We start from the raw sequence: 24,599 nt of genomic DNA on the forward strand, positions 1-24,599 counted from the left end.
GGTAATTCAATGCTGCCATTCTTTACAGATCCTTACCCAGATGAGTTGATTTATTCGGCGATTGCCCGTTACCACTTTTACAGTGGAAATATTAATTATAAAGATACGTTGGAAGAGGTATTTCAAAGTCGCTCTGTGATACCGAGTGTAGAGATTGGTAGCCATTTTCATGCCTTTGTCCAACAGATGGGAAATCATTATTTAGTGGAGAATTTGTTAGCGAAACATACCATTTACCCGTTTTATGCCCCGTTTCTTTCCAAACAGCGACAGCAAAAGATTATGCAGGACGTCCAAGGTGATGGCAGAGGTCTGTACACAAGGTTAGGTATGGTTGCAGGAGGTATTTGTAAGAAAGATGGATTATACTATTGTCCGCAATGTGCACAGTCTGATATTGATAACTACGGTGAACCATACATACATAGGGAACACCAATTGCAAGGTATAGATTTGTGTGCACATCATTATTTACAACTGAAAAAATATCCAGAAGACTTTACCGAGCAAAGTAGAATCAAATTTATTCGGTTTGAGGCAAAAAGAATGGATTTTTCTATTCTACAGGAAGTGAAATTTTCTGATCGTTTTGATATTCAAGTCAAGCTAGCAAAAATGGCATATCAATTATTAAATATTGGTATAAATGCAATCTCACGGGAGGATATCTTTAAAAGGTACCGATTGCTCCTCAGAGAGAAGAATTTACTTACTACATCAAATCGAATAAGACAAAAGGAGTTATTTGATGCATTCCAGGCAAAGTTCCCAAAAGGGTACTTAGATAGCTATGATTCGGCTTTAGTTGAGGAAGATGAATATAATTGGTTAAAGGTACTAACCCGTAATAAAAGGCGTCATGTGCACCCTTCGCGTCATCTATTTCTATTATACTTTTTAGATAGTGATATAGAGGAGCTTTTGGATATTGGAGAAGATGAAGGTCCTTTTGGTAAAGGTCCATGGCCATGCCTAAATAAGGCTGAAGACCATTATAGGCAACTGGTAATCCAAAATGTAACGATTACTAGGGATTTTAAATCAATTGCCCCCATTGGTACGTTTAAGTGTTCCTGTGGCTTCACTTATGCTAGAAAGGGTCCTGATAAATCGAATGAAGATAAATACCGTATTGGTCGTATAAAAGCTTTTGGGGATGTCTGGATGGATAAATTAAAAGTCCTAGCAAACAATGGGGATCTTAGCATAAGGGCAATAGCTGAAATACTCGGCGTTGATTCTAAGACAGTAAAAAAGTATTCATCCATGGATGGGCAAAACGAAAAGGCTAAAAGTAATGAAACTTCTCCATTGTTACTGCGATACCGTGAGCAACTACTTAAAGGAATAAAGCGATATCCTAATGAATCAAGAACTCAAATTAGAAGGTGCTTTCAAAAGGAATATACCTACTTGTATCGCCATGATAAGGAATGGTTATTTAAACAGTTGCCTAACATTCGGACAATGGGGAAACCAAAAGCAAGTGTGGATTGGGAAGCCCGTGATCTTCAATATTTCTCAAAGGTGAAAGAACTTTACAAAGAACTTATTATGCTAGGTAAGCCTGCTCGAATTACTATTTCGATTATTGGAAAACGTCTTGGAATATTATCGAACTTAGAAAAACATCTTCATAAGCTGCCACAAACTAAACAGTTTCTTGATGAAATTACAGAAACGGTACAGCAATTCCAAATTAGACGTTGTTGTAAAGTTATAGATCAAATGTTGCGGGAGCAAGAACCTGTAAGGCCATGGAAGGTGCAACGAATTGGTGCTGTCAAATCACATCATTTTCGTGAAATAAGACCACATTTAGAGTCATATATACAAATGAAACAGGAAGTGGACGATTATGAGTGCACAACAAGTTAAAATTAAGTGGCCATTCGGAAAAGGAGAAAGAGCAAGACTAATTTGGATTGGCGATCCATTCCGTTATGAAAACAAAATAATGATATATGCATACTTCCGGGCAAAGAGAGTAACAGAAAAAATACTATTGGACTGGGGTACATTGCCTTGCTTAGCCATCCAGCATTTTTATAGTGACGGAGTGATTACCACAAGTCAGCCACCGCAAGGAGCACGGGAAGTAGATATTACAATTGACCCAAATAAAGTTAAGTATTACGAGAGGTCATGGAACATCCAAGGTATTGATGACCCTTCAACTTCTCGCAGCTTCATTTTCTTCTTCGATGGCAGGAATGTCATTCTGCCAGTCATTGAAGTGCTGCGAAGTATATTAGCGCCAAATAGTTTTCTTTTGTATCGTTTGTTTGAATCAAATTCATTTCCTCAGTATTTTACTGAAACATATGAACCAAATAAAATTCATCTTAGCTTTTCGTCATTATTTGAGTTGAAGTACACCAAATCAGCATTTATTTATCAATTAGTTTGGTTACTAACCAACCGTGATTTGCGACAAACCTATGAAAGTATTTCCTTCAACTGGTTGCAGGAACAGGCATTGAAGTTTAAATGGAAATTTACAGAACCAATCACTGTGACTGCTCGTGTAAAGGAGAAAGATAATACATGGACGGTTTTACAAATTGTTAATGTAAAAAATAAGCATATTCCATATGAAAATATCTCGATTTCACATCCAGAAATACAAGATAAAGAGAAGTCGAAAGAAGCAAAGAAATATACATATCGTTCCCTAAATAAAAACGGTGACAAAATAGGCTTTACATTAGATGAACAAGTTGACGGATCCGCAGAGGATTTTGATTTTGTGCAAATGAATAAGTTGAGACATGAATATACATCGGTGCCAAAAGTCAAACGGGTAAAACGTGGGATTTCCAAGCAACGAACAGAAGAAGACGAAAATACAAAAAAATACTATGGCGAAAATAGGTCTATTCGTTCTACAGCAGACAGTGGTGGGCAGCACTTGGCAAGAGGTTTGGAACATCAAATGCTGTACGAAGTCCAAGCTCAAGGGGAGTTGCGGAGTTTTATTAATGTCTTAAAGATATTGGAACAATCCCTGGAAGTCAAAGCAATTCGAGCATTTACTGATGTGTTACCGTGGAGCTTAGGAGAGAGAAAATTCACTAAGTTAAGTGACGGCATTACCAAAAGGAGTTATGTAGTTGCAGAAGTATTTATGATGAATGGGGGACGGTTCAATATTATAGAGGTAGAACGTGAGCATCGTTCCTTATCAACACTTATTTTATCCTCGCCTACCAAACAAGATTGGAGTACGATCTATAATCATGTACTTATGGATCTTGTCAATGCCAGTGGGTCATGGACTGGTAACTCATTAAGATCTATTGAAACTAAAGGAATTAGTATTGTTAAAGCAAGACATAGTAGTAAAGGAATTCAACATAGAGCAAGAATTTTACTAAGTAAAGTCTTGTAACCGTTGATGATATTTTTAAAATAGAGGTTTACTAACTTTCAACAATTTTACTTAAATGGTACATTTTACAGGATTTGAAGATTTGGAATTAAAGAGTTGAAAATATATTTAAAACAAGGGGGAAGATTAATGTCCAAGGCATTAAGAGAGTATAAACAATTTCTAAAGAAATACGCAGGGGATTTGTCTAATTATGAAATGAAATTGGCAAGGATTATTTTAGACAATTTTACTTCTATTGAAAAATCTAGTAGCGCTGGGGGAAGAAGGGGTAAACTTATCGCTAGTTTAGTAACCGAGCATGGTGATTCAGTCGATGGAGAGTTTTTATTAGATGAAACCTCTGAAGCAATAACTGAAGATCAAATCAATCGTCTTTCAAAATTAACTGTAAAAAACTTTAGGGGATTCTCTGATGAACATATCTTTGAATTTAAAAAACCCTATACTTTTGTTTACGGTCCTAATGGAAGTGGAAAATCGAGTTTCTGTGAAGCCCTTGAATATGCACTTTTAGGGACAATTCATGAAGCGGATGCAAAGCGAATTGGCCTTGATAAATATATTAAGAATGCATATACAGGGCAATCCGAACTGCCTATTTTGAAAGGTGTAAATTCGAAGGATAGTCAAGTTGTTGTACATCCAATGCCCCAAGTTAATGAATTTTGTTTTATAGAAAGAAATCGTATAGAAGGGTTTGCCCGAGTCTCCGCTAATTCACCACAGGCTCAGCAACAACGACTTGCTGCTTTATTTGGATTAGAGGATTTTAATACCTTTGTTGCGAATTTTAATGAATGGTTTGATAATTACCTTGATTGTGAAGGAAAGCTTGCAAAGAAACTTTCTGAAGAAGAGAAGAAAATCGAATTACATAAACAATATATAGAAACTTTGCCTCAAAAAAGAGAAGAGGTACAGCAACAGACAGATGAATTACTTAGCAAGTATCCTGATGTTAATACTTTAGAAGAATTAAAAGAAAATTTATCAGGAACGGAAGAGGCAGAGGGACTTGTACAAAAAAATAATGCACGAATTGCGAGTTTAGGGAATTTAAAAAGTATACCAGACCCTGGTATTGAAAAGTTGATGGAAAGTACCCAACGTGTAGACTCGCTAATAAAAGAGCGTAATGAGGCAATGGAGTCTTTACAGGATTATAAAGATCAAATATCTTTAAAGGATCTGTATACCGCTATTTTACAAAATAAAGATAAATTTCATGATGTTTGTCCAGCGTGTGAATCAGAGTTATATATAGACGGGAATCTTGCAGTTCCTTTAAACCCTTATTCCCATGCCGCTAAGAAAGTACAAGAATTTGAGATAGCTATAAAACTTGAAACAAGAGTAACTGAAATAGATAAGCAGATACCTAAAGAACTCACGTTTCTTGAAACCAAACTCACGCATATTTTAACGCTTGTAGAATCAATAGAATTCCCAAAAAAAGATACCATTGACGCTTTAAATCAACAGATATTGGATGCCAAGGAAGTTGAACAAAATTTAAGTGATGCAATAGCAACGACTATCTATTATTTTGATGTTTTTAATGATTTTAAAGAACATCTGATTATTTACAACAAAAAAGTCACCGAAGCTGAGGATGAAATTAAAAATCTAAAAGCGGAAAATAGACGATTAGACGAAGTTCTAGAAGAGCTATCGAGAATTCGGACAAGAATAGAATCTATCAATGAAGGTGAAAAGAAGGCAAATGAAGCTGTGGAGAAATTTACCCAAGAAAACAAAGAATTAATTAAGCAGGTTGAAAAGGAAAAGCTGTTAGTAGCACGTAATTGCCAATACCATGATGCATATGTTTTACTAAAAGCCCGTTTAGTAGAATATAACCGTCAGTTACCATCCGTTTTGGCATCTAACTTGAATGCTAAAACAATGGAGTTTTATAACGCAATCAACAGATATGATCATCCGTATGATCTTTTGGAAGGGATCAATCTCCCTTCTAGTTCTGGCGAAAAGATAGAAATCCGCTTTAAAAATGGAGGAAACTTAAATGCATTACATGTTTTAAGTGAGGGGCATATAAGGTGCTTGGGTCTATCTATCCTCTTAGCCAAGAATGTACAGGATAATTTACCAATACTTATATTTGATGATGTGGTAAACGCAATTGACGATGAGCACAGGCGAGGAATTATTGAAACTATATTGGAGAATGATTATATAAGTGATAAGCAACTTATTATTACTACTCACGGAGAAGAATTTGTAAAACAATTAGAAAATAATATCTCTAAAAAGGATTATGAAAAAAAGGTAACACGAATAGACTTTCTTAAAACAGATGAACCAAAGAAAATTACAGTGAAATTAAATCTATCACGAAATTATTTAGTCCTTGCTCAACAAAGGTTAGAAGAAGGTCAACTTCGTGATAGTTTAGCGAACGGACGGAGAACACTTGAAAACTTAATGAATAAACTTTGGAAAAGTTAGCGAAAAAATACAACGTTCAATTAAGTGTAGCAATGCGATCTCCCGAGAGACCGCCGGAATTAATGTCAACTGCTCAAGCGCTAAGAAAATTTATTTCCAAGCATACAATAGATGGATATGAAAATGTGGTTTCATCACTGGAGGTTTTGTTGGGGATGGAAAGCAAGCATCCTTTCGAATGGAACTATCTTAATAAAGGAACGCATGAAGAGGAGAGAATGGAAGAATTTGATAGGACAGTTGTCAAAGACATGATAGAATTATTAGAACAAATTGATGATACTATAATGAACAGATAGGTTGGTTTATTGAAATAAAATACTTAACATAATACCCCTAAACAATATATACTAAGTATATATTGTTTAGGGGTATTTATTATTTGTATTTTAAAATAACGCGTAAATTATCAGGGGTAATTAAATATTTACGCTTTATATTATTATATACTTAGTATATAATAAGATGGGTAAAGAACGGGAGGAGTTATTAATATGATTAAAGTTAACAATCTAACAAAGGAATTTTTACAGGGTCAACAAAGAACTCAAGTACTGAAAGGTGTTGATTTGAACATTGAAGAAGGAGAATTCGTGGCTATAATGGGACCGAGTGGTTCTGGAAAAAGTACCTTACTTCAATTATTAGGAGGACTTGATGTACCTACCAATGGAGACATACAAATTAATCATAAATTTTTAAATAAAATGAAGGAAAAAGAAAGAACGATATTTCGGAGGAAAAAACTAGGATTTGTTTTTCAAAATTATCAATTATTGCATACTTTAACTGTGGAAGAAAATATTGCATTCCCTCTCCATGCTGACGGAAAATTGACTAATGAAAAAAGTAAAATGATCCATGAATTAATTCAATCTGTAGGATTAAAGGGGCTTAATCGCAAACGAGCTAATCTGCTAAGTGGTGGTCAGCAACAACGTGTAGCTATTGCTAGGTCACTTGTTAATAACCCGACTGTCTTATTAGCTGATGAACCAACAGGGAATTTAGACAGGGCTAAGGCAGAGGAAATTCTTGGACTATTTTCAAAATTCCATCGTGAAAACAAGCAAACCATTGTGATGGTCACACATGATATTTTTGCAGCTGGTTTTGCAGATCGTATCATACTTTTTAGAGACGGGGTTATAGATAAAGTTATATCTAGGAAGGATAGTGACTATGCTAAATATTTGGCGAATTTCATGGCGTAATATAATACTTAACAAAAAGAGGTTTCTCTTTACACTGCTTGCTATTATACTAGGGACGTCTTTTGTAACATCTATGCTAATAGCTGATAAAACAACAAATGACGTTTTTGACTATTATGAGCAAATGTATGTAGCCAATGCTGATTATTGGGTTTTAAGTGATGAACATACCTATTCTGAAGAGATGATTTCGTCTATTCAAAGCGATCCCACTGTTACAGATGCATTGCTTGCCCTTGATAAGCAAGCTTTCTTTGAGCTAGAAGGCGATCACTCTCTGAATGAAAGATCTGTACGAATTACAGGAGTAAATGATCAAAATAGCCCCTTGCTGAAGCTTCCAGTTATTGAAGGTAGCTTAGATAATAAAGGAATAATATTACCAGAAGTTATCGCAAACCTTTTAGGAAAAGGGGTTGGAGATACGGTTCGGTTTACCGATATGGGAGAAGCAAAAGTTTCCGCCATTGTTGAGTATACGCAACTGCTTGCAAGCCCAAGTAATTGGGAAAGTGCTGAATCAACCAGTTTTCGCATTATGGCTCCACTTGATATGTTAAGAGAGTGGACAGGAAAAAATGATGAGATTTCCTATATGCGTTTTCAAACCAAAGGTGATGGTGAGGATCTCTTTCACTCATTTCAACAAAAGTTCCATGGTTCTAGTGTATATATAGAACCCGTTGTTGCAGATGACCTTCAGAGCAACGATATAGGTGGTCTTTATACCTTTTTCTATATAATTGCTGGATTGGCGCTATTTATTAGCGGATTTATTGTTTTTAATATGATTTATACAAGCGTTATAGAACGGAAAAAGGAATTTGCAATAATGAAATGCTTAGGATATACACAAAGTTCGGTTTCTAAGCTCGTACTTATTGAAATGACACTTTTAGCATTAATCGGTACAGCTATTGGCATTCCACTTGGTATATGGTTTGGAGATATGTTTATGCAAGCGCTTCTTAGTGTATTCGAATTTGATATGGTCTACACTTTAAACTGGAAGCTGCCAACGATGATGGCTATCACGATTGGATTGCTATTCCCTATAGTCTTTTCGCTTTTCCCTATTTACAATGCAGGTAAGACATCAATTTTATTGACATTAAAAAAGGAAAACAATACGAATGCATCATCAAGACAGTACATTCTTAGAACTATTGTGGGAGTGGTGCTTCTATGTTTTGTATTTATAAATCACCCTGTTGCTTATGCAGCTGTAATAGTAGGTGTCATTCTTCTATTTCCTTTACTATTGATGGGTTTAGGTAAAATAACAAAGCCTCTTTTGAAGTTTCTTTTTAATTATTCTGGTACCATGGCTATAAAAAATCTTTTCCAGCAAATAAATCGCAATTCAAATACAGCTACTATTCTAGCTATTGGTATATCAGTTATATTATTACTTGGTGCAGTGGTAGAGTCAGCACCTAAAGGGTATGAAAAAGAAATTAAAAATACGTATGGGGGAGATATGAGAGTTACGTCTGAAGCACCATGGTCTACAGAAGATGTAACAAAACTTCTTTCATATCATGCGGTCACAGACGTTAAGTCATTAACTGAAGCTACACCAATTACATGGGAGACAGTTAATGAAGAAAGAAGGCAATTTTCCGTTATTTCGGTAAGTGAAAATGGTCCTTCATTGTTTGCGGATGTTCGTGAAAAAGATTTGTATAATAAATTAAAACAGAAATCTTCTGTGTTGCTCGGCGAACGAGCCTTTGAAGAATGGGGTGGAAATATTGGGCAAAGCATACGAATGAATACCCCCAATGGTGAACAGTATTTTGAAGTTATTGGAGTCGTCAACACATCGCATTATTCTGGATATGTCGCCTTTATGGACACGACCAATCTTCGTGATGAATTTGGATGGACCAATAGCTTCGATTTGCTACTTACCTTGAACAATCAAGCGAATGATTCCATACGTGATCAGTTATGGTCTGATTTTGGTGATCATCTATCAAAGGTCCAAACGGCAGAGGATGAAATTGAATCTACTACTTCAGCAATTTCTGGTATGAATGAACTTCTCTTAGTTATGTTGTTTATATTCATTGGATTAGCTAGTATTGGTACAGTTAATACATTATTGATGAATACTTATGAACGAAAGTTCGAGATTGGAACGATGCGGGCGCTTGGTTTTACTAAACAACAAATTAGAAACATGATATTAGCTGAAGGTTTGCTCATTGGATTATCAGGAGTTATAGGCGGAATTGCAACTGGTGTAATTTTAATTTATGTAACAAGTAAATCTAAACTGATGGAAGGATTTATTTCTTTCCAACTCCCTATTGGTAATATTATATTTGCAATAATTGCTGGAATTTCTCTAAGTCTCTGTGCAGCCTGGATTTCTAGCAAAACTGCAAGTAAATTGGATATTCAGTCATCACTCAAAGAAGGTTGATAAATTGTCAGTAAAATATGGGATTTTAACGTTATTATTCCTGCAGAAACATCATGGATACGAATTGAAATTAGAATTAGATTCCCTTCTTGGAATTAAAGGTAAAATTAATCCTGGTCAGATATATACCACTCTCGATCGTCTAATCCGTGACCAACTTGTCTCATTCGTAGGAATGGATGACCAAGAAAGAAAACTTTATAAAATAAATACAGAAGGTAAAAATGAGTTGGAAAATTGGTTGTTAGAACCTGTACCTTATCATTCTACTAAAGACGACTTCCATTTAAAATGGAGCTGTGCTCGTAACATTTGTTTTAAACAGGAAAAGAAAATGCTTGATCAGCAAAAAGCAATGATAATGAAAGATGTCATGGAATTGACTAAATTAAAAACTGAATTTCTTCTTCAAGGTGACGAGAATAGGTATTTATTAATCACTGGTACACTCTTGCATTTAGAAGCAGATTTAAACTGGATTAATCAAGTTGAAAATCGAAATCGATCATAATTCTAGGCAAAGGTTTTCTCTTTTTAAAAACCTTTGCTACTATTCATGTTCAAATTTTATGCAGTGCAATGTTTAAATAAGTTAAAAGTGACCTTAAGTAATCTTTTATACTGTTATTAGACTTTTACGAATAAAGGGGGAATCCTATTTTGAAGAAAGACGATATTATTATTTATGCTTGCGTTATTATTGGGGCAGGAGTAGGTTTACTATTTGATAATGCTTTTCCTGGGGTGCTAATTGGTTTAGGAATTGGCTACGTATTTAAAATCCTATTTTTTAATAATAGAAATAAATAAGGAATTAGGTATTAGATTGTTTCCTATTAACGAATTAAAAAGTTGAGCGGTGTATCAGTTAGTACTAGAAAAACTTCCAAATATGGATAGTAGTGATTCAGATTCCTTAGAGTAGATTGCTAGAGTAGGCCAAATTAAAAAATATATGCACCTTGGTCATAGTAATACACGTATACAAAATATTATTAAGAGAATGGATGTAAAAAAGTTATGATTTTAATGACGAAGATGCATTTTTAAATAAACTTTGGGATATTAGAATGTCACCCGAGAGTCAAAAAATATAACCTGTATCCAATTGATCAAGAGGTTCTTAACTTTATGGATTATCTCGATAATAAATTTTAGCCTTTGAACACAATTGTTCATGAGGAGGAAAAGATGGGAACAGATATTTTAATTTATTTGGGCGGCTTAGCTCTTTTAGATACATTAAGCCCTACAATAATTGGTGTTACGTTATTTCTGATTTTAACAGATAATAAAAATTTAACATCAAGATTATTGACATATCTATTTACGGTTGTGCTATTGTATTTTTCATTAGGTATAATAATGATGTTAGGCTTAAATTATATTATTGAAGCATTCTCAAATATTTTTCAAAATAAAATATTTAGCTGGGTTGTCTTTATTATAGGGGGGATCTTATTTACGGCTAGTTTTTTTATTCCCGAAAATAAAAAAAGTAATATTCCAAAGCCTAAAACTCAAAGCGTATTATCAATTATATTTATTGGTATTACTACTTTTTTCATTGAGGCTGGTACAGCCTTACCGTATTTTGCCGCAATTGGTTTATTAACTACAATTGATATACCTTTTTATCAATGGATTCCAATTATAGCCGCATACAATATTATTATGATTCTGCCAGCACTGCTTATCTTCTTTGGATATAAATTGTTTGGAAAGTGGATAAATTCCACTTTAGTTAATCTTCGGAATAAAATATCAAGCAGTTCAAATTCAGCCCTATCTTGGATAATGTGTATAGTTGGGTTGATATTAATATTTTACACCATAGATTATCTATAATTAGTCTTGAGAATATATTATTAAATCAAAAGATATTCAGATTGTAACTAAAAATGCTGGCCGGGAATGGTAATTAAGACTTTCAATTTTTATTTTCCCTACTTCTAAAAAGGTCGGTATCCACTGTTAAATAGCCAGTATCCCGACCGGCAGAGTATTCGGGTAGAATAGCAGGAATTACCCAATGCCAATTCTGTTGGTTTCCAATATTAGCCCAATCGGTTTTTGAGGAAAACCCCTTTAATGATCCTATAATTGAAAAATGTAGGTTTATGATGTGTTTTTGATCAAACTTTTTTATAAAAAACATATAATACTATACAAATAATAACCCCGTTTTGATCAATCTTTTTTCAAAACGGCTTTTATTTATTTAACACAAAATGCGTGTTAGTGAGATAATTTTAATCAAACTTTATTCCAAACCAACAACTACATTTATGTTTCAGCCTATAATAAAGTTGTTTAAATATGGAAGTTTAAAATCCATTTGCTTATAATTGATATAAGCAAATGGATTTTTTTGTGAAGAACAATTTATTACATAATATTGGTTTACATGGTTTTTTACAAACATATTAGCTGATAGGTGAGCTTATTTCAAATCGGAGTTTAGGTATAACAAGTAGTGGTCCAAATAAAAAGAACTATGGTTGAAAGAAACTAACAACTAATACTTTTAACTGATTGAAGTAATTAAAATGAAGAAGGATGGGCTATATGTATATTTCTCAACTAGAGATTACAAATTTTAGGAACTTCAATAATGCCGTATTTAAGTTTAAACAAGGAATAAACACATTAATTGGTGAAAATAGTTCCGGAAAATCTAATGCGCTATATGCAATTCGACTGCTTTTAGATGAAAGTTTACCTATTAACGCGACAAAACTTTTGGAACAAGATTTTAATCAAAATATTACTGAATGGAAAGGGCATTGGATAGTTTTAAAACTTACTTTTAAAGATTTGGACGTTAGTGAAGCAGCAAGCTTTCTGGCTCACCATTCACAAGATGTCAGAGCTGATGAAGAATCGGTTGGGACATATGCATTGTATTATCGTCCGAATAAATCAGTGAGAAATAAGTTATATGAGTTTACTAAAAGGCTTGAGAAACTTCAACAAACTGGTGAAGATATCACAGAAGTAAAAAGTGATCTTAAGCTTTTTTTAAAGGAGATTACCTTAAAAGATTATGAAAGTGTATTTACATGCAGAATAAATGCAGATTTTAATGATGAGCAACAATATAAAGACTTAGTTGGAGATTTTGAAAATGGAATTTTTCCGAACCCTGAAGAGGACAATAATCTTGCTCTTGGCAATATCTCCCCACATATTACGTTGATAAAAAAAGAGATTTCATGCACTTTTGTTAAGGCACTTAGAAATGTTATAGCGGAATTAAAGCAAAAGAAGAGTAGCCCTTTATTACAACTCTTGCGAGGAACAACTAAAGATATTGAAATTATAGAAGCAGAAAAGATAAAAAAACAAGTACAAGATTTGAATAGTGATATAAGCGAATTAGATGAAATAAGTTTATTAACAAATAAAATAAAAGCTTCTTTAAATAGAACTTTAGGATATACATATTCGCCTAATGTAAATATTAAATCTGAATTACCAGAGGAAGTTGAGACATTACTCCAATCCTTAACATTATGGGTTGGGGATGATTCTAATAGTAACCAAGGAAAATTAGATGATTTGAGTTTAGGTGGTGCAAATTTAATTTATATCACTTTAAAGTTATTAGAGTATGAATTTTATCAAGATCAAGAAGAAAAAGCAGCACATTTCCTATTAATTGAGGAACCAGAGGCTCATATTCATACACATGTGCAAAAGACATTGTTTGAAAAATATCATTTTGAAAATACACAAGTAATTATAACTACACATTCAACTCATATTTCTTCTGCAAGTAAAATAGATTCGATGAATATATTAATAAAAGAAAAGGGCTATACACAAGTTTGTCAGCCTAGTAACGGATTGGATTCAGACACTTGCAAAAGAATTGAAAGGTACTTAGATGCAACAAGGTCAAATTTATTATTTGCTAAAGGTGTAATTTTAGTTGAAGGTGATGCAGAGCTTATATTAATTCCAGCTATGTTTAAAGCTGTTTTTGGACTCAATCTTGATGAAATAGGTGTAAGTGTAATCAATATGAGTAGTACCGTTTTTGAACATGTTGCAAGCTTATTTGATGACATAAGAATTCATAGGAAATGTGCTATTATAACAGATCTTGATAAATCAATAGAAGTGCTGCCATACAATCCGGATGATGACACTAAAGAGCAGAAGAAAATGAGAGATTCACAAACTGCAGGTCAAGAAAGGGCGGACGCTTTAAATAAAAGATATCGAGATAACATTTGGTTAGATACTTTTTATGCGCGACATACATTTGAAATTGACTTTACGTTAAATTCAAATGTTTATGAAATAAGAACGGTTTTACCAAAGATTTACAATCGTCAATTTGATATTGATAATTCTATCGTTAAGCTGTGTTCAAAAGATAAAGTAAGTGTTGGGAAGGAAGCGCTGAGACTTGCTAATAAGGAAGGTAAAGGATGGTTTGCTTTATTAGTTTCAGAAACTCTTTCTTTTGAAACGTATATTCCTCAATATATTTTAAATGCAATAGCATTTACCTCTGCACATATAACAGAAGAACATTTAAGTGCAATGGCGAAGTATAGAATAAGGAAACTCTATAAGAAAAAGTATTGTAACCTTGATGAAAAGAACTTTGAACAATTAACTGATCTATTAAGTAGAGATAGTGAAGAAGACAAAGAAGATGCATTAATCATATTAACGAAACTTCTAGGAGTGAACTAGCTGAAAATGTACATTAACTTAAATCCTTTGCAACAGGCAGCTATAGATGAAGAAGAAAATGCACTGGTACTAGCTTGTCCAGGTAGCGGGAAAACGCGAATATTAACATTAAAGATTGCAAACGAGTTGGAGAAATTAAATAAAAGAACTCATAGAATTGCAGCACTTACATTTACTAATAGGGCTGCTGATGAGATCGATAAAAGAATTAATTCTATGAGTATAGATGTAAATCAATTATGGACAGGTACTATTCATTCCTTTTGTTTGCAATGGATTATTAGACCTTATGGTATTTATCTTCCAGAACTACAAAGAGGTTATTCAATCCTAGATGAATTAAAAGCTCAAGATTTAAAGGAGACATTTAAATCGAAGTTTGATATACCTAGATTCAATGATTTTATCACTAGAAGAGATAAAAATGGGGATTACATAAATAGTGAAGAAAAATATAATAATGCAGCTAAAGCTTATCATAAATTTATATTAGAGAATAAGTTAATAGATTTCGATCTGATTTTGTACTTTTCATACAATTTAATTAAAAAACATCCTAAAATCTCTCGTAACCTTTCAAATATTTTTAAATACTTTTTTATTGATGAATATCAGGATACTCAAGATCTCCAATATGCAATTGTTGGAAAGATAATCAAAGCGGCAGAGGGTAAATGTAAAATTTTCTTGGTCGGGGACCCAGACCAAGCAATATTTAAATCTTTAGGTGGAATTGTGAAAGACCCTATGGAGATAAGCGAAGATATTGGAGGTTATAGTATAAAGCAATTAGGATTAAGTAATAATTATAGATCGACTCAACGCTTAATAAACTTATATAGCAACTTTCAAAGTACAGGCTTAGTAATAGAATCGTTAGCAGACTATTGTAATGAAGAAGGAATAGTTAAATTTGATGAAAATACTCATAAGGATAATTTAGTAGATAGAATTGCAGAGATTATAAAAAAAGAAATCTCAGACGGTGTCTCTCCAAATGATATTTGTATTCTAGCTCCACAATGGAGTTTCCTATCCGCTATGGCCAGAAGGTTAAAAGCTAATCTACCATATATAGAATTAGATGCTCCAGGATTAACTCCTTTACCACGTGATCGTGATAATTTTTGGTTTAAGCTAGCAAGGATTTTTTTAATAACTAAAGAACCAAATAAGTATTTAGTAAGGATGAAATGGGCGCGCGAGATTTTAGAAGAATTAGTTACTGTAAGTGGCATCATGATTGAAGTTAATAACGATACCTGCAGGATATTTTTAAAAAAGATTAATTCAACAGATACTAAAGAAGAAAATGCAATCGAATATTTAAAAGAGAGTTTTAAGTATTTGTTCGAAAAGCTGAAATTTGATTATAGTTCAAGTGAATTATTAAAGGAACAATGGGATAATTTCTTTAATGGATTAAGGCAACGATATGAAAGTCCAGATTTTCGCGATATCCCTAAAGATATAAACTATATGAAGAGAATGTTTAATACAAAAGAAGGTCTTGTTATAAATACTTGTCAAGGTGTTAAAGGTGAAGAGTTTCATACAGTAATTGCATTTGGATTATTAAGAGGATATCTACCACATTGGAATCAGATAATTAATCAACCTATCACTAATGAAATAGAAGAATCAAACAAGTTATTGTACGTCATTTGTTCTAGAGCTAAAAAAAATCTGTATTTATTTGCTGAAAATGGTAGAACTACAGTAAAAAGAAGGCCTTACGAGGTCAATAAGCAATTAAGTACCATTAACTTTATGAATATATAACTTGTGAAAATTAAGAGGTTTTTTACATAGAAAAAGGAGATGTTTTATTGAGGGCTAGAAAGTTTTATTATGATAACTTTGCTCCAAACGAAAAAGGGAAAAGTTATCAGAAGGTTCATCAAGAAAATTTATACTCTGATTTAAGTGTGAAAAATATAAGGAAAATATATAATCATCAACCTAATCAAAGTAACGACAGATTAATTGAACAACTAGTGAATAAAATTGCTAGTCGTAACTCAGAAGATATAATGTTACGAATTAATAATATGTTTATAGCAAAAATTAATTCTTTTGAAGCAAATGCTTTTGCTCTTGAATCTAAAAAAAGATACTGGAGTGATTTAGTTTTTTTTCATGTGGGTTTGTCAGATGTCTGTTTTCAATTCTGTGTCAACTATCTAGAATTTAACCTAATAAGAGAAAGAATAGATACACACATAAATGAGAATGCTCTTTTTAAAGCTAAGTTCTTTAAGGATTCCTCTAACTTAGTAGGAAACTGTGTAAAATGGAGAGAAAATGATAAGTATATCCAATTAGATGTGAATACAGTCATAAAAGGATATAGCAAAAATATAGAAAACAAAGCAGCGGCTTTAGCAACGTTTATGGATATGTTTATTTTAGCGCATGAAATCTCACATCACTTGTTGAATCATACGGGTAGAAGTCATGATTTTCAGAATTACTTGGAAATAATCCCTAAAGAAAGTTCAATTTGGGGTAAATCCACTAATCAATCTTTTAAAAATGAGTTTGAAGCAGACGCGTTTGCAATACTGTTACTATTAGGTATTACTCCTGAGAATTACAAAGAAAAGCTTAAAATAGAGAAACAATTATGCTTTGAGATGTCTTTTGGTGTCATTTTCACTTTGGAAATAATTTCAGTATTATCTAAAAATGAAGAGGCTTCTTCAACGCACCCACCAATTGAAGAGAGACTAAAAAATGTGAACACTATTTTAGAGGAATTTGTTAGTGATCAAATTCTAAATATTATAGATGAATCCATATCAAGTTATATTGGGCTCATAAATACATTAAAACAGTAAGGCGCCATACATCTCCAATAGTATGGTGCTTTTTATCGAGAGGAAGTTCATAAATATGAAGGATACATATTTCATCTGGCTTGCTATCTACTTTATTGTCTGGCTCTTACCTTTCTGGGGAATTGCTACCGATCTAAACACAAGACAACTAACAGGTATAAGTATGTTCCTTATCCTGTTATTCATTGTTCCGCTCTTTAAAGAAAAACCACTGATACAAACCCTATTATTCTGTGCACAAGCTCTACTGACAATCTTCATCTTCTATCCTATAAGCAACGACTTAAGCCCATATCCAGTTCTCATACAATCCTTAATTATGGCAGAAGCAGTCTTTTATCTTTCACGTACTAAAAGTTTAATAGTAATTGCTGTTCAAATTGCGAGTGCTGCAGTGATTTTAATATTATCCACACCCACCATTACTCAATTAGTATGGTGTGCATTATATTACCTTTTACTAGTAGTCGCCTTGCTTTATCATCAAGTTATACATAACAGAGAAAAAGAGGCGCGCTTAAGCAATGAGGCCTTACTCGAAGAATACAGAAGAATGAAAAGACAGCTTCTTGTAGAGGAGCAACAAGCAAGACAAGATGAGCGGATGCTAATTGGACATGAGATTCATGATTCGGTCGGGCATAAGCTGACGGCGTTGCTGTTTCAGTTTGAGGCATTTCGGTTAACGGCGGCTGAGAAGGACAAGGAGATGGTCGGGAAGCTGAAAGAACTGGCTGAACAGAGCTTGGAGGAGACGCGGCAGGCGGTGCGGTCATTCAAGCAAAATGAAGTGGGCGGTTTGCAGGGTGTGATCCGACTTATTCGGAAATTAGAGATAGAGAGTTTTATGAAGATCAATTTTTCTGTAAAGCATGGTGCGTTTGCGGCTCCTTTGACGGGTGAGCAGTCATTTGCAATCTTTCGTGCTGTACAGGAGGCATTGACGAATATTATGAAGCATAGTTCTTCAAGAGAGGCACAAGTCATATTCGAAGCTCCTGGAGGCAGTATTTTTCGGTTTGAGGTGATCAATGCTGCGATGCATGATCGTTACTTTCAAGAAGGGTACGGGTTGAAGGCGATGCGGGAGCGCTTAGAGAAAGTGGGCGGAACGCTTGAGATCGATTATGAGACGCACCGCTTTTTGGTGAGAGGCACGATAAGATTAGCAGACTGGGGCGGTTCTGATGATTAAAATTTTGCTGGCAGAAGATCAAGTGATGGTTCGCCAAGGCTTAAAGATGATGATTGAAACGGATGACGAGATTCGCGTCACCGGGGAAGCGGATAATGGGAAGGAAGCGGTCAGCTTATGTGAGAAGCGGCTTTTCGATGTGGCCATTTTGGATATCCGTATGCCTGTGATGGATGGCATTGAAGCAGCGAAAATCCTCCGCTCGCGCTTCCCTCATATCAAGATCCTCATGCTGACTACATTTGACGATAATGAATATGTATTGAGTGCCTTAAGGCTGGGAGTCAGCGGTTATATGCTGAAAAACGGGGATACAGCATCTCTCATTCGCTCCATTAAAAGCGCATTGAGCGGCGGCTTATCCTTGGAGGATCAGGTTGCTTCGAAAGTGATGCCGATTTTACTGCAAAACCAGGAAGAGCGGCAAATTGACGCGACGTTGACCCCTAGAGAAAGAGCAATATTGAAGTGCATCGGTGAAGGACTGAATAATAAGGAAGTGGCCGAGCGCTTAGGTTTATCTGTTGGTACTGTTAAAAATCAGACGAGTCACGTGCTGGATAAATTGGAGTTAAGGGATCGGACACAGCTAGCCATTTATGCAATTCGCCACCGCCTTGTATAAAAAGTGACGAAAGTAACAAGTGACCAATTGCAGAATGACCATAGTCAGTAGTGGCTGTGGTCTTTTTTATTTATGATGCAAGTAACAACATTATAGGGGGCAAAAACATGCTTGAAACAATCAACTTAAGCAAGTCCTTTAAAGGCAAAAATGTCGTTCAGGATCTTAACTTGTATTTGGCAGATGGAGAATCAGTCGGTTTACTTGGTCCAAATGGTGCCGGTAAATCTACAACCATTTCGATGATATCTACTTTGATTAAGCCGACGAGCGGCAGAATCACGATGAATGGTGTGAACGCGATTGATAAACCAGGCGAGATTAGGAGTGTTTCAGGCGTAGTACCGCAGGAATTGGCTTTGTATCAGGAGCTGTCCGCTTATGAGAACTTGAAATTTTTTGGATCGATTTATAAGTTGAGAGGCAAAGAACTGGCGAAAGCTATTCAGCAGGCTTTAGAGTTTGTCGGGCTCAATGATCGCAAAAAGGATTTGGTGAGGACCTATTCCGGCGGGATGAAACGCAGACTGAACATTGCAGCCGCACTCTTGCATCGCCCGCAGATTTTAATATTGGATGAACCGACAGTTGGTATTGATCCACAATCGAGAAATCATATTCTGGAAGCTGTTCGCGCGCTGAATCAGCAAGATGGAACGACAATTCTTTATACGAGCCATTACATGGAAGAAGTGGAGCAGCTTTGCGATCGATTATATATTATGGACCATGGCAAGATTATTGCAGCAGGTACAAAAGAGGAATTACTGCGCATCTTGTCGACCGAGGATAAGATAAAGGTGGAGGTAAACAAGCTGGATGAAGCCTTTGTCGAGCAGGTAAAAACAATTGAAGGAGTTCATAAGATTGAAGTTACGGAATTACAGCTGAAGATTATCGCTGCGAAGGGCAGCAGCTTGATCAGTAAATTAGTTCATCTTACCGAAAAGCATCAAATCCAATTGCTTAATTTCCAGACAGAAACGCCTAGTTTGGAAGATGTCTTTCTTCACTTAACGGGTCGCACACTGCGAGATTAAGGGGGTGTCATGATGCGAAGCTTTATCAAAAAGGATTTGCTGATTTTTTTACGAGACTGGAAAGAGCTGCTTACGGTGCTGTTGCTTCCGATTGTTTTGGTTGTCGTGCTAAATTTCGCTTTTGCTGGGTTGTTTGATAGTGATGACGAAGTAACGATGGATTTACAGTTAGCCGTCGTGAATCAAGATAACGAGTCAGAGGTATTGGGGCAGCTGAAGGAAAGATTGGTTCGTGATGCAGCCTTTGAGGAGCAGGAGGCAAAGGCGGTTGCGGCGGCTGCAGAGGGGATACAGCCTGTTCAATTGCTATCGGATTATTTGGAGAGTGATGAAGTAAAGGAGTGGGTGACGATTCATCATCTGGAGGAAAAAGCGGCTGCCGAGAAAGTGAAAGAGGGCGACCTCGATGGTATGCTGATCATTCCTCAAGGATATACCGCGGATAGTTTATATGCGAGCTTTACAGGCGAACCTCCAACTTCATCTTTAATTTATAAGATAGAAGAAGAAACAACAACTAGCAGTGCACTGCAGCAGTTCATACAAGGATTTATTGAACAATTAAATTATCAATTTGCCATACAGGAAGTAACGGATGGTACAGGAATAGAGGCAGCTCTTCCTAAAGGCGGTTTGGAGGATATAGGTACTGCATACGATTTCAATATGACCCAGTATTTTACGATAGCATTGGGAGCGCTATTTGCCTTGTTTGTCGTAGCGACAGTAGCTATGAAAACAGGAGTGGAAATCAGGGACCACATATTCAACCGCATCTTATTAGCAAATAGCCATCCGATACGGTTTTTAATTGGTAAGATGGCTGCTGCGGTTTGTCTGATTGTATTGCAGGTTCTGTTTGTATTGCTTGTATCTCATTTTCTGATGGGCGTATTTCCGGATCGATCGTTCATCTTTTGGGTTGGTATCTTGTTGATGATTGTTCTGCTCGCTTTCGTGCTGTCGGGCTTAGCGGCAATTTATACGGCAATTTTGTTGCGGATGACTAGTGTTGATGCGGCTAATGGGATTTTTATGTTGGCTACGTTGCTGTTCGGTACACTAGGAGGAGGATTTGTTCCCATCTATATGCTGCCTGATTGGCTGCAGCAAATCGGAGAATGGACGCCGAACGGTCTATTCCTAGCCATCCTGACAGAGTGGATTCAATTTGAAGATCCATCCACTATTGTCCAGCCTAGCATATATATGATCGGCTTTTTCTTCTTGTTCACGTTCATTGGCTTAGCTTTGTTTCCGAAAAGGGGGAAAGCGCAATGAAGGATGTATTATGGGCGCAATTCGCAAAGGACAAACGAAAACCGCTGCTCATATTATTATTGATTGCGGGGAGTATTGCCGCAACGCTTTTATTTGGTGGCGGCGTTCAGTCTGTGACAAGAGTTGCTATTTTCAGTGAGGAAGCTAATGCCGCGGCAATTGAAAAGAAGTGGGAAGGGTTATTAAATACGAATGACTCTTTTACATTTGAAGTTGTAGACCCAGACAAAGCGCGTGAAAACATAAAGAAAGGCAATAGCGATGTGGCTGTAAAGCTCATGGAAGATGATTATCGACTGCTGGTTTCCAAAAATATGCCGAGCGTTTCCTCTGTCGAACAACATGTTAAGAAGGTATTTCAACAAGAAGCACAAATCCGTGCAGTGGAGTCACAAGAGGGAGGAGATGTGCGAGAGGGAATAAAAAGTTATCTAGACGAGCCGCCGTTTCAAATGGAAACGCAAGGATTGGATAGTGAACAGGTTCCAACGTATAACATTCGTACGCAATTGCTGTTTGCTTTCACGTTCTTGATCTCGATGTTCCTCCTTGGATTCAAGGTTAACAACGTAACACAAGATAAAGTCGCAGGTATTTGGGATCGAATGATTTTATCCCCCTTGAAGAAAACAAATATGTATAGTGGTTATTTGTTATATAGCTTTCTGATTACGATGTTTCAAATTGTCGTCGTACTAATCGTGTTTAAGTATGTCTTACAATACGAGGTGGGAGATAATTTGTGGCTGATAATCCTCATCGCTGCCTGCTTTACATTCGGCATGATCAGTATTGCCATGCTGATTACCGGACTTGTCAGGACGCCGGAGCAGTTTTATGCTATCTATCCGTCCGTCATTCCGGTGATTCCTCTCGTCAGCGGTGTTTATATGATGCCAGGAACGATTACGAATCCGGTGCTGCTGTTTATTGCAGATCTATTCCCGCTGGCACATGCGATGGAAGCGATCATGTCAGTTGTGTTCTATGGTGCCGGTCTGCAAGATGTTATTATCTCGCTGTTGTATATGCTGCTCATCGGCATAGTAGCTATGGGGGTGGGGATTAATCTGGTTGAGCGAAGAAGTAATTAGTTACGATGGGGCTGAATAAGTGATTCAGCCTCTTTTCCTACGTTTAGTCAAGTACTTATTCATAGCTTTTTAATATAGGTTATAGCCTTTTTTGGGTATAGGAAATAAACCTCGTTGTATTTATTTTTAAAACGAGGGAGAATTCGTGATACAATGAAGTTAGTGGTCCATAGAGACCGTGTACGAGTAATCGTACAATGTATTATTCTTGATCATGGAATAAATACATTTGAGAAGCTTGTTCATGCAAGCTACGGTGGCAACCTTATCCTTCTTGGGTACAGGTTGCTTTTTTAGTTTGTAATAATAGTCGACAATGTGATTGGGAGCTGCTTTTTGTTGGCGGATCATGTTTCGGACAATGAAGTATAATATTTTTCTTCCCTTAGGGTTTCCTCGTTTATTAATGTGATCTTGGCCATGATACTTTCCAGATTGATATCTTCGGATATCAATTCCTACAAAAGCGTTGACTTTCTTATGATCTGGGAAGCGAGACAAGTCACCAAATTCACCGATAAAAAGCGCTGCGCTAATTTCTCCAATTCCTGGAAGGCTGGTTAGTAACTCGAACTCAGGCAGTTTTTTTGAACCATCAATCATTTGATTAGAAATTTTCTCTTTTTCCTCTAATAGTTGAAGTAGCTGGAGCGCATAGTACTGCACTTTTTGGGTTTGAATACTATCTGGAGATACTGCAGGATAGGATTCTTTGGCATAATCTATTATTTGAACAGCCTTTTGTTTTGCACGATTTTCGGAAATTTTCTTAGTGGTACTTCTAATCAATAGATTTTTTATCTTGGTCTGGCTCGATTTCAAAACAAGCACAGGATGAGGGAACAAACTGATAAGTGTTAAGGCATAAGGTGTAATCCTGCTTGAGAAGAATTGTTCCAGCTCCGGAAAACTTAATTGAAGGGCATGGTGCAGATACATACGCATACGCTTTATCTCACCCTCTATTTCTTGATAGAAACGCGCAAAATCACGGAGTCGATGATAAAGGTCGGGCTGTTGAACTTTTTCTTCCCTGGAGTGCAGGTGGTGAGCTTGCGCTAATTTATGCGCATCATTTTTGTCTGTTTTCCAGCTTCGGAGAGTAGCCATTTCGAGCTGTTTTTTAGCCGCAAGGGGATTCAACAGACAATAACGTAACTGATTCTTTTGACAGAAGGTTTCCACTGGTTTCGAATAAATGCCGGTGGATTCAAACACAAGAACCGGGTCACCAGGGAGATTCCGGATTTCCTCAAGTAAGGTGTTAAAGCCTGTCTGCGTGTGTCTTAGTTCCCCTTCAGCTAAACAGATTTCACCCTGATAAATGACTTTATAGCTTTTCCCCATTGATACATCTAAAGCAATTACATACTCCAATTTATATCTCCTCTCACGTGTTTTGAAAGGTCTTCACTTTTTCATTTCGATTCCAATTTCCTATACACGAGCTCCATTGGCCCCAACATACTTAAATCTGATTCAGAAATGAAAGTGAAGAAGCTCGGTTTTAAATTCGGATTCAAGATCCCAGAGGCTGATCGAGCTTTCTTTCACCTCTCACTATACTCCTAAAAAGAAAAATAGTGGGCAAAGTCATCCGTCGATGACCTTACCCACTAATCTTAGTATGTTTTGCTATACTTTTTTTCTTGATAAATAGATAATTTACATATTAATCTTGAATGTAAGAGGAAAATACAGCTGTGCTGCTATATTCTATCTGTTAGTAATCTGCTTAATAAAGGGGAAAGTTTTATGAAAGTACATGGAACAAGATTACGGCGTTCAGAACGAAGGGAACCCAAACCGATTAGCACTCCATTTGATAGAAAATATGTAAGGAAAGCTTATTTGATGGGGCTGTTAGGGTGCGTCGCCACTTCGCTAATATTTTATTTTACGGATGATTATGAAATGTTTATTGTGATTATAATCTCGTATGTATTATTTCCTTTTGCGAAGTTCTTTTATGATGTGCTTTTGGGTTTCAGACTCGCTCGTAGAATAAAGAAAACACAAAATTGGGTGCTGCAAAGAGAGATAGAACAATTTCAGTTTGCAATGCATGGTTTCTTTATATTTGCCTTGAGTATGTTTTTGGCTCCCCCTGGTATGTTGTTTTTGCTAATTAGATATGTAGTAAGGCTGTACAAGGTTAAAAGAAAAAACTATTAGATAGCACGTACATCCATAAGAAAGTAGGTGTTAGCTAGCCTGCCGGAATTGTGGATATAGCAACAGGACACTTATTAGGGGAGAATATACAGATGAAAAGGATCTGGTGCTTACTTGATAAGTAAAAGCTA

The 24,599-nt window shown here is 35.8% G+C and carries 19 protein-coding genes; 18 read left to right on the plus strand and 1 reads right to left on the minus strand.

Annotated features, from left to right (window positions below; translation table 11 throughout):
• Positions 1–9 precede the first annotated feature (9 nt).
• The 17 genes from KS242_RS01425 (at position 10) to KS242_RS01505 (ending at position 22,293) form a co-directional block, all read left to right on the plus strand.
• Positions 10–1,878, plus strand: coding sequence for a TnsD family Tn7-like transposition protein (locus KS242_RS01425; RefSeq protein ID WP_217322682.1), 1,869 nt, complete (start codon positions 10–12; stop codon positions 1,876–1,878).
• Positions 1,859–3,391, plus strand: a complete 1,533-nt coding sequence (locus KS242_RS01430) for a Tn7-like element transposition protein TnsE (RefSeq protein WP_217322683.1) — start codon at positions 1,859–1,861, stop codon at positions 3,389–3,391. Before KS242_RS01425 ends, KS242_RS01430 begins: the two co-directional genes overlap by 20 nt.
• A gap of 129 nt (positions 3,392–3,520) precedes the next feature.
• Positions 3,521–5,863: an AAA family ATPase gene (locus KS242_RS01435; protein WP_217322684.1), complete on the plus strand. Its 2,343-nt coding sequence runs from the start codon at positions 3,521–3,523 to the stop codon at positions 5,861–5,863.
• The gene (locus tag KS242_RS01440) at positions 5,851–6,162 is read left to right on the plus strand and encodes a hypothetical protein (protein ID WP_217322685.1); all 312 of its coding nucleotides are present in this window, start codon (positions 5,851–5,853) and stop codon (positions 6,160–6,162) included. The genes KS242_RS01435 and KS242_RS01440 overlap by 13 nt, the downstream gene beginning before the upstream one ends.
• Before the next feature lie 195 nt (positions 6,163–6,357).
• The gene (locus KS242_RS01445; protein ID WP_217322686.1) at positions 6,358–7,077 is read left to right on the plus strand and encodes an ABC transporter ATP-binding protein; all 720 of its coding nucleotides are present in this window, start codon (positions 6,358–6,360) and stop codon (positions 7,075–7,077) included.
• Positions 7,046–9,508 (plus strand): ABC transporter permease, encoded by a 2,463-nt coding sequence (locus KS242_RS01450; protein ID WP_217322687.1) that lies wholly within the window; start codon positions 7,046–7,048, stop codon positions 9,506–9,508. Before KS242_RS01445 ends, KS242_RS01450 begins: the two co-directional genes overlap by 32 nt.
• 4 nt (positions 9,509–9,512) lie before the next feature.
• Positions 9,513–10,019 (plus strand): PadR family transcriptional regulator, encoded by a 507-nt coding sequence (locus tag KS242_RS01455; RefSeq protein ID WP_217322688.1) that lies wholly within the window; start codon positions 9,513–9,515, stop codon positions 10,017–10,019.
• A 149-nt stretch (positions 10,020–10,168) separates the two neighbouring features.
• Positions 10,169–10,318 (plus strand): hypothetical protein, encoded by a 150-nt coding sequence (locus tag KS242_RS01460; RefSeq protein WP_217322689.1) that lies wholly within the window; start codon positions 10,169–10,171, stop codon positions 10,316–10,318.
• A 381-nt stretch (positions 10,319–10,699) separates the two neighbouring features.
• The gene (locus tag KS242_RS01465; protein WP_217322690.1) at positions 10,700–11,356 is read left to right on the plus strand and encodes a GAP family protein; all 657 of its coding nucleotides are present in this window, start codon (positions 10,700–10,702) and stop codon (positions 11,354–11,356) included.
• 720 nt (positions 11,357–12,076) lie between these two features.
• Positions 12,077–14,218, plus strand: a complete 2,142-nt coding sequence (locus tag KS242_RS01470; protein ID WP_217322691.1) for an AAA family ATPase — start codon at positions 12,077–12,079, stop codon at positions 14,216–14,218.
• A gap of 6 nt (positions 14,219–14,224) precedes the next feature.
• On the plus strand, positions 14,225–16,000 hold the full coding sequence (locus KS242_RS01475; protein ID WP_217322692.1) for a UvrD-helicase domain-containing protein: 1,776 nt from the start codon (positions 14,225–14,227) through the stop codon (positions 15,998–16,000).
• A gap of 47 nt (positions 16,001–16,047) precedes the next feature.
• Positions 16,048–17,058, plus strand: a complete 1,011-nt coding sequence (locus tag KS242_RS01480; RefSeq protein WP_217322693.1) for a phage exclusion protein Lit family protein — start codon at positions 16,048–16,050, stop codon at positions 17,056–17,058.
• A 55-nt stretch (positions 17,059–17,113) separates the two neighbouring features.
• Complete coding sequence (locus KS242_RS01485) at positions 17,114–18,253, plus strand: sensor histidine kinase (RefSeq protein ID WP_217322694.1); 1,140 nt, start codon at positions 17,114–17,116, stop codon at positions 18,251–18,253.
• Positions 18,246–18,878 (plus strand): response regulator, encoded by a 633-nt coding sequence (locus tag KS242_RS01490; RefSeq protein WP_217322695.1) that lies wholly within the window; start codon positions 18,246–18,248, stop codon positions 18,876–18,878. The genes KS242_RS01485 and KS242_RS01490 overlap by 8 nt, the downstream gene beginning before the upstream one ends.
• A gap of 107 nt (positions 18,879–18,985) precedes the next feature.
• Positions 18,986–19,918: an ABC transporter ATP-binding protein gene (locus KS242_RS01495; RefSeq protein WP_217322696.1), complete on the plus strand. Its 933-nt coding sequence runs from the start codon at positions 18,986–18,988 to the stop codon at positions 19,916–19,918.
• A 12-nt stretch (positions 19,919–19,930) separates the two neighbouring features.
• Entirely contained in the window at positions 19,931–21,199 is a 1,269-nt protein-coding gene (locus tag KS242_RS01500) for an ABC transporter permease (RefSeq protein ID WP_217322697.1), read from the plus strand.
• Positions 21,196–22,293, plus strand: a complete 1,098-nt coding sequence (locus KS242_RS01505; RefSeq protein ID WP_217322698.1) for an ABC transporter permease — start codon at positions 21,196–21,198, stop codon at positions 22,291–22,293. Before KS242_RS01500 ends, KS242_RS01505 begins: the two co-directional genes overlap by 4 nt.
• Positions 22,294–22,452: 159 nt before the next feature.
• Here the strand turns inward: KS242_RS01505 and KS242_RS01510 are convergent, their stop codons facing one another.
• On the minus strand, positions 22,453–23,670 hold the full coding sequence (locus KS242_RS01510; protein ID WP_217321481.1) for an IS110 family RNA-guided transposase: 1,218 nt from the start codon (positions 23,668–23,670) through the stop codon (positions 22,453–22,455).
• Between the two features lie 378 nt (positions 23,671–24,048).
• On the opposite strand from KS242_RS01510, the gene KS242_RS01515 reads away from it, so the two are divergent.
• Positions 24,049–24,468 carry a hypothetical protein gene (locus KS242_RS01515; protein ID WP_217322699.1) on the plus strand — a complete coding sequence of 140 codons (420 nt, stop codon included), beginning with the start codon at positions 24,049–24,051 and terminating at the stop codon, positions 24,466–24,468.
• The last annotated feature ends 131 nt before the right edge of the window (positions 24,469–24,599 follow it).

Origin of the sequence: Terribacillus sp. DMT04 (assembly GCF_019056395.1) — a bacterium.
Taxonomy (GTDB): domain Bacteria; phylum Bacillota; class Bacilli; order Bacillales; family Amphibacillaceae; genus Terribacillus; species Terribacillus aidingensis_A.

Bases quoted from the DNA above. Each gene is read 5' to 3' on its own strand.
- KS242_RS01425 (WP_217322682.1), top strand. From the start codon at position 10: ATGCTGCCATTCTTTACAGATCCTTACCCAGATGAGTTGATTTATTCG.
- KS242_RS01430 (WP_217322683.1), top strand. From the start codon at position 1,859: ATGAGTGCACAACAAGTTAAAATTAAGTGGCCATTCGGAAAAGGAGAA.
- KS242_RS01435 (WP_217322684.1), top strand. From the start codon at position 3,521: ATGTCCAAGGCATTAAGAGAGTATAAACAATTTCTAAAGAAATACGCA.
- KS242_RS01445 (WP_217322686.1), top strand. From the start codon at position 6,358: ATGATTAAAGTTAACAATCTAACAAAGGAATTTTTACAGGGTCAACAA.
- KS242_RS01450 (WP_217322687.1), top strand. From the start codon at position 7,046: ATGCTAAATATTTGGCGAATTTCATGGCGTAATATAATACTTAACAAA.
- KS242_RS01465 (WP_217322690.1), top strand. From the start codon at position 10,700: ATGGGAACAGATATTTTAATTTATTTGGGCGGCTTAGCTCTTTTAGAT.
- KS242_RS01470 (WP_217322691.1), top strand. From the start codon at position 12,077: ATGTATATTTCTCAACTAGAGATTACAAATTTTAGGAACTTCAATAAT.
- KS242_RS01475 (WP_217322692.1), top strand. From the start codon at position 14,225: ATGTACATTAACTTAAATCCTTTGCAACAGGCAGCTATAGATGAAGAA.
- KS242_RS01485 (WP_217322694.1), top strand. From the start codon at position 17,114: ATGAAGGATACATATTTCATCTGGCTTGCTATCTACTTTATTGTCTGG.
- KS242_RS01490 (WP_217322695.1), top strand. From the start codon at position 18,246: ATGATTAAAATTTTGCTGGCAGAAGATCAAGTGATGGTTCGCCAAGGC.
- KS242_RS01495 (WP_217322696.1), top strand. From the start codon at position 18,986: ATGCTTGAAACAATCAACTTAAGCAAGTCCTTTAAAGGCAAAAATGTC.
- KS242_RS01500 (WP_217322697.1), top strand. From the start codon at position 19,931: ATGCGAAGCTTTATCAAAAAGGATTTGCTGATTTTTTTACGAGACTGG.
- KS242_RS01505 (WP_217322698.1), top strand. From the start codon at position 21,196: ATGAAGGATGTATTATGGGCGCAATTCGCAAAGGACAAACGAAAACCG.
- KS242_RS01515 (WP_217322699.1), top strand. From the start codon at position 24,049: ATGAAAGTACATGGAACAAGATTACGGCGTTCAGAACGAAGGGAACCC.